Origin of the sequence: Mycobacterium sp., from assembly GCF_036488105.1 — a bacterium.
Lineage (GTDB): Bacteria > Actinomycetota > Actinomycetes > Mycobacteriales > Mycobacteriaceae > Mycobacterium.
On the sequence record NZ_DASXHW010000161.1, the window covers coordinates 1 to 5,505 of the forward strand.

Below are 5,505 nucleotides of genomic sequence, written 5' to 3' on the forward strand. Positions count from 1 at the left end.
ATTTCGTCGTCGACCGATGTCCCAACGACCACTTCGCTGCCGCTCACCCGCAACCGCAGGGTGCCAACAAGTGCCGTGTCGTCGATCGTCAGCGTCGTGATGGCTTTGCCGGCAGCGCTGTTCACTCGTTCGGTGTCGTCACCGTCGACGACGACCACCACGTACGGCGTCAGCGCATCGGCGGACAGTCGGTCCGTCGTCACGCCGGCGAGTGCCTCCATCGCCGCCGCCACCGACTCGTACACCAGCCGCGCAGGGCCGACGTCGTCATCGATGTACGGATGTCGATTGTGCGGCAACCATTTCAACCAGTCCCAGTGCCTTCTGTTGTGGTCGCTGACAGCGGCGGCGACCAATACCAGTCGTGGGCTGTGCATCACAGCAAGTTGACAGATTGTCGCGCGCAACAGTGCACGCGCGTACGTCATGTCGCCGCCGACGCTCACGGCCGCCACTTCGCGCAACGCAAGGGTGATCGGTACGTCCGGGACGATCGAATGGGTGCGAAGAAATCGGTGTAGCGCGGTCACGGCAACCGGATCCAGCCGGCTAATAGTCTCCAATATCGGCGGGACTAACCGCCTGCCAAGCGGCAGAGTTCCGAGTCCGATTCGCACCTGACAAAAGTCTGGGTCCGAAACTCGCCGCTCCCACATCCGGCAACCACCCACCAGAGTCCATAGCGAGTCGGGATCCGGATGGCACCAAAACAGCGACTGATACTGTGCCGCAGCTGTATTGACGACCTCGGCCCGCACGTCGGACAGGTAACCCAGATAATCTGCGCGCTCAGTATTAATCGCGCCGCGGCCCCGATCCGCGTTGGAAACGACAGTCGTCACCGTCGACACGAGCATCATCAAGGGAAAAATCAAGAACGCCGGATTGCGCGCTACCGCCGACCGAGAGTAGTAAGCCACCGCCATCGCGCCCACCGTCGCGATCGCCGTGACGATCGGTAGAAACCGGACCAGTGGACTCGGCTGCGCCTGCCGGGCTACTTCCGGTGGCGCGGCGACCACGAAGTCGGTGGTGTCATACACCGGCCCGGGTACCCGTTCGATCGGCACGTGCTCCGCAGTTGCACCACTGTCGAACCGCCGCATCCAGCCCTCCTAACACCCGACCGCAATCGCTTCGCCGGATGCGATTGGCACGGTAGGCACGGTCGAAATCCGCGGCAAGTCGCCTGTGGATCAACGCATGAGCGACACCGACATCCCGGCTAGCGTCCGTATCGGCGAACGGAGGTCAGCGTGCACCCCGCATTGGCAGTACCCACCCCAAATGGCGCATCACACCCGGACGGCGGAGGCGTGCGCCTGCTATCGATTGATTGCGGACCCACTCGCGTCGACCTGGTGTTGTCCGCAGCAACCCCGATCGGATTGCTGATTCCACCGATCGTGGACATCCTGACCCGCAGTGGTGGATTCCGCCCCGGACCGCTCGCGGTCCACTATCAACTCTCTCTTCCGGGCTGCGCCGCGCTGGACCCCACGAAGACACTGGCCCAATCGGGGATTCAAGATGGCGCCACCTTGCTTCTGACAAGCTCGCTGACCGAATTGATGGTCCCGCGTTTCGCTGACGAAGCGGAAGCGGTGTCGGCGTCGGTCTCGGCGATGGAGTGGCGCTGGACGCGGCGAAGGGCTCGGCTGGTGGGCTTGCTGGTCACGACGTGGCTGGCTGGCGTAGCCGCAACAGTGCTGACCGGAACCGTGTTTCACACAACCGACTCTCACCGCACCGGCTGCGCCGGCGTCGCCGCAACGATCGCCCTGTTGTCTCTGCTCGCGGCGGCAATTGCGTACCGCGTTTCCCGCGAGCAGTCCATCGGACTGACATTGGGCGGGTTGGCCACGAGCTTCGCCGCGCTGACAGGCCTACTTGCCGTACCCGGCGGACCGGGCGCGCCGAACGCGCTGTTCGCGGCAGCGGCTGCCGCAACCTGTGCGGCGGCCATGCGCGTGATATCCAGGCACGCAGTAGCATTCACCGCGATAGTGGCGTTTGCGGCGACCGGCTGCACGGCGGCCATGGCGGCTGCGATCACCTCGATCCCACCCCAGGCCATCGGCGCAGCCGTTACGGCCATATCGTTGGCGTTTGTCGAAGCATCCGCACCGCTATCGGTCACGCTTGCGCGACTGTCACCACCGATGGCAGACGCAGGCGCAGATGTGTCGTTCTCCAGTTCACATCTCCTGAATGCCAAAGCAATCCGTGCCCATGCCTGGCTTACCAGCTTGATCGCCGCCTTCTCGGCCTCGGCAGCATTGGGGGCGATCGGCGCAGCACTGGCACCGTTCCTGACCGGTGAGTCACGATTTCCCGGCCTGCTGTTCGCCACCGTAGCCGGCGGCGTCCTGCTATTGCGGGCTCGCGCACACCGAGACCTTGCGAGATCCGTGCCGCTTATCATCTGCGGAACAGTCACGTTCAGCACTGTTCTCGTCGCTGCTGCTGTCGCGTACCCACAATGGGCGGCCCATGTCGCCGCGGTGTCGCTGATGATGGGCGCCGTCGCACTATGCGTAGCTTCAATCGGCGGGGCGACGACGATCTCGCCGATCGGGCGACGAAGTGTCGAACTGCTGGAGTACCTCGCATTCGCCGTTGTTGTCCCGCTGGCCGCTTGGCTCTGCGGGCTGTATGGCGCTACCCGTAGCTTGAACCTGTCGTGACAACAGCGCGACGGCGCGCCCACCAATGCATGGTGGTTGCCTTAGTCGCGGCGTTGCCGCAATGCGCCGCATCGCCCGCACGAGCAGTATCGCCGCCGCCGATCGACAACAGTCGACTCCCTCAGCCGGCACCGCCAAGCCCGTCGCAACCGACCGTGCAGCGGGAGATCTGTGCAGTGCCCTCGATGACACATGACGGCACAGCACCCAGTGACGTCGCTCAACTCACCGGGCTTGACCTGCAGCAGGTTTGGAGGCTGACCCGCGGTTCGGGCCAGCGAGTCGCCGTCATCGACACGGGCGTTTCAACGCACCAGCGACTGTCTCACCTGATGGCCGGCGGTGATTACGTGTTCACCGGCGATGGCACTCAGGATTGCGACGGACACGGTACGGCGGTGGCCGGGATCATCGCCGCCATACCGGATCCCAACCACACGGACGACTTCAGCGGTGTCGCCCCCGGGGCTGACGTGATCAGCATCAGGCAGTCCAGCACGAAGTTCGGTCCCGCTACTGATCCGTCGGCCGCCGGCTTCGGGGACGTGGACACCATGGCGCGAGCGGTACGTACTGCGGCTGACCTGGGCGCCTCGGTCATCAATATCTCCTCGGTCGCGTGCGCCGGTGTCGGGTCAACGCTCGACGACCGCGCACTCGGTGCAGCGCTGTCCTACGCCGTCGACGTAAAGAACACCGTTGTCGTGGTCGCTGCCGGGAATATCGGCGCAGGGCAGTGTCCCGCTCAGCAGGCCGACGCGACGCGGGACTCAGCGACGGTGGTCGTGAGTCCTGCGTGGTACGACGACTATGTGCTGACCGTGGGATCGGTGAACGTCCGCGGCGAACCGTCGGCATTCACCATGGCTGGGCCGTGGGTGGATGTCGCCGCCCCGGGCGAAGGGGTGGTATCGCTGAGCTCGACGGGTAACGGATTAGCCAACGCTGTTGATGGACAACAGGGTTCGACTCCGTTGTCAGGTACTAGCTATGCCGCGCCGGTGGTCACTGGCCTGGCCGCACTGATCCGCTCCCGATTCCCGACGTGGACGGCCCGTCAGGTGCTGCAACGCATCAAGGCCACCGCGCATCATCCGCCCGGCGGTTGGGATCCGCTGGTCGGCGCTGGCGTGGTGGACCTGCTTGCCGCGGTCAGCACCGACACTCCAACCGCTCCACCGACTCCGCCGGCCCGGACATCGGCGCCCATTCTCGGGCCGTCCCGTATCGTGCCGCCGGACCACCGCGCCCGGAACACGGCGTTCACCGGGGCCGCGGTCTGCGGTGGCTTATTGGCCGTGGTGCTGGCGCTTGGCGGAATGTGGACGCGGCTACGACGAACTCAAGTCCGACCGGGCAGCAGCCGGAACATCCTGCACGACTGAGGCATTGGCCCTGCTCAGTTCCGGCCCGGCAGGCAACTTGGCCAGCACTGGCCAGGGTGCCGCGATCATCGCGTCGGGCATTCCGAGGTCATGTGCCGCATCGTCGTCGTGGACGGCGTATCGAACACCGGTGTCGGAGACGAAATATCGCGTGCCTGCGCGAACATTGCCGCCAGACAGGCCGGTCGCGCGGACGTAGGCACTGCGCCCGGGTGGGAGATAGATGGCGTCGACGGCTGGACCCTTTCCGTCCGCCTGCGCCAAGGACACCGACCCCTCGCCGTCCGGGAGGGGTAGTCCCCCAACCGAAAATGCGATGTCGACCTTGCCCGACGCCGCATACGTCCAGCTCGCACAGAGCGTCCCATCGTCGGTAAGCGGCGGAGTCTTCGCCTGATCGGGGAAGCCGGACACCGGCAGCCGTGTCGCCGCCGGAGCGTTGCGGATCACGTCAGGCGCGACGGACATCACGGTCCGGGTGCCCTGCGAATTGGTGAATCGCACGAGATCGGCGGCAAGCTGCCCAACACGCTGAACGCCCTCGGTGAGCACGACGTAATACTCATCGCCGCCGGTGCGAGTCACCCGCAGCACGCTGCCGACCGGAAAACCCGGAAGCGATGTCGAGCTGCGACTGCCGAGATCAGGAATTCGCGGCGCGGTCAGTGGCGGCGCCTCCGGGATGACGTTCAGCAGTAGAGGCGACACGGTCCTCGGAACCTGAACCTCGGGTCCGAGCGCCCGCTCGACCGCGGCGTCAGCCAGGTCCACCACAGATCGGCGACCACCGTAGAGCAAGTAGGTCGATCCTCCGGACGACGGCCTGACAAGCAAGGTCTGATCGCGGGCAAGAATATGCGACTGCGGGCCTTCACCGCGGCCAACTACAACAGTCGTGCCGTCGCGGCTGTCGCAGACGGTCCACCGCAATTCGTCCTCACCAAGTGGCATGCCCAAGAACTGCGGGGCACCGGGGATACCCAGCAGCGGACCCCTCCTGCCGCGACCGCTTCTGCCGCGATCGAGCGCCGACGCGGCTATTGGCTGCGGGTCGGCGTTTGTCTTCGCGATCAACCTGGCCGAAGCCAGGTTCAGCACGGGATGCACGGTTTCGCCCAACCGAACATAGAGGGCCCCCGACTGCTTCTCCATCAAGATCGGCGCCGTCGCCATACCTGGCTGCGGATGCACAAGGGCCAGCACCACACAACCGGCCAGTGATATGACCGCCAACGCCAGCCCGGCCAGCAGCGATTGCGCAGGCCCGCGCATCGGCTCGTTCACGGCGCGGAGGTCCCTGCCCAGCAGCGCGCACTCCATGCGGCGCCGCATGAATCGGTATCCGCTGACCTGCAGCCTCGTGGTCGGTTGGTATGCCATCCAGTCCCCCAAGCCCTTCGTCAGTTCGGCTTCACGATATGTACTGGTCACGC

At 65.4% G+C, this 5,505-nt stretch carries 3 protein-coding genes and 1 pseudogene; 2 read left to right on the forward strand and 2 right to left on the reverse strand.

Annotation, left to right across the window (positions count from 1 at the left end):
* Positions 1-1,106 (reverse strand): annotated as a pseudogene (locus VGH54_RS08465) (type VII secretion protein EccC); the annotation flags it as partial.
* Between the two features lie 210 nt (positions 1,107-1,316).
* On the opposite strand from VGH54_RS08465, the gene eccD reads away from it, so the two are divergent.
* Positions 1,317-2,687 (forward strand): type VII secretion integral membrane protein EccD, encoded by a 1,371-nt coding sequence (gene eccD, locus VGH54_RS08470; RefSeq protein ID WP_331511496.1) that lies wholly within the window; start codon positions 1,317-1,319, stop codon positions 2,685-2,687.
* Positions 2,684-4,072 carry a type VII secretion-associated serine protease mycosin gene (gene mycP, locus VGH54_RS08475; RefSeq protein ID WP_414688679.1) on the forward strand — a complete coding sequence of 463 codons (1,389 nt, stop codon included), beginning with the start codon at positions 2,684-2,686 and terminating at the stop codon, positions 4,070-4,072. The genes eccD and mycP overlap by 4 nt, the downstream gene beginning before the upstream one ends.
* Here mycP and eccB read toward each other — a convergent pair.
* Complete coding sequence (gene eccB, locus VGH54_RS08480; protein WP_331511499.1) at positions 4,019-5,452, reverse strand: type VII secretion protein EccB; 1,434 nt, start codon at positions 5,450-5,452, stop codon at positions 4,019-4,021. The two genes, mycP and eccB, sit on opposite strands and share 54 nt — an antisense overlap.
* Between the last annotated feature and the right edge of the window lie 53 nt (positions 5,453-5,505).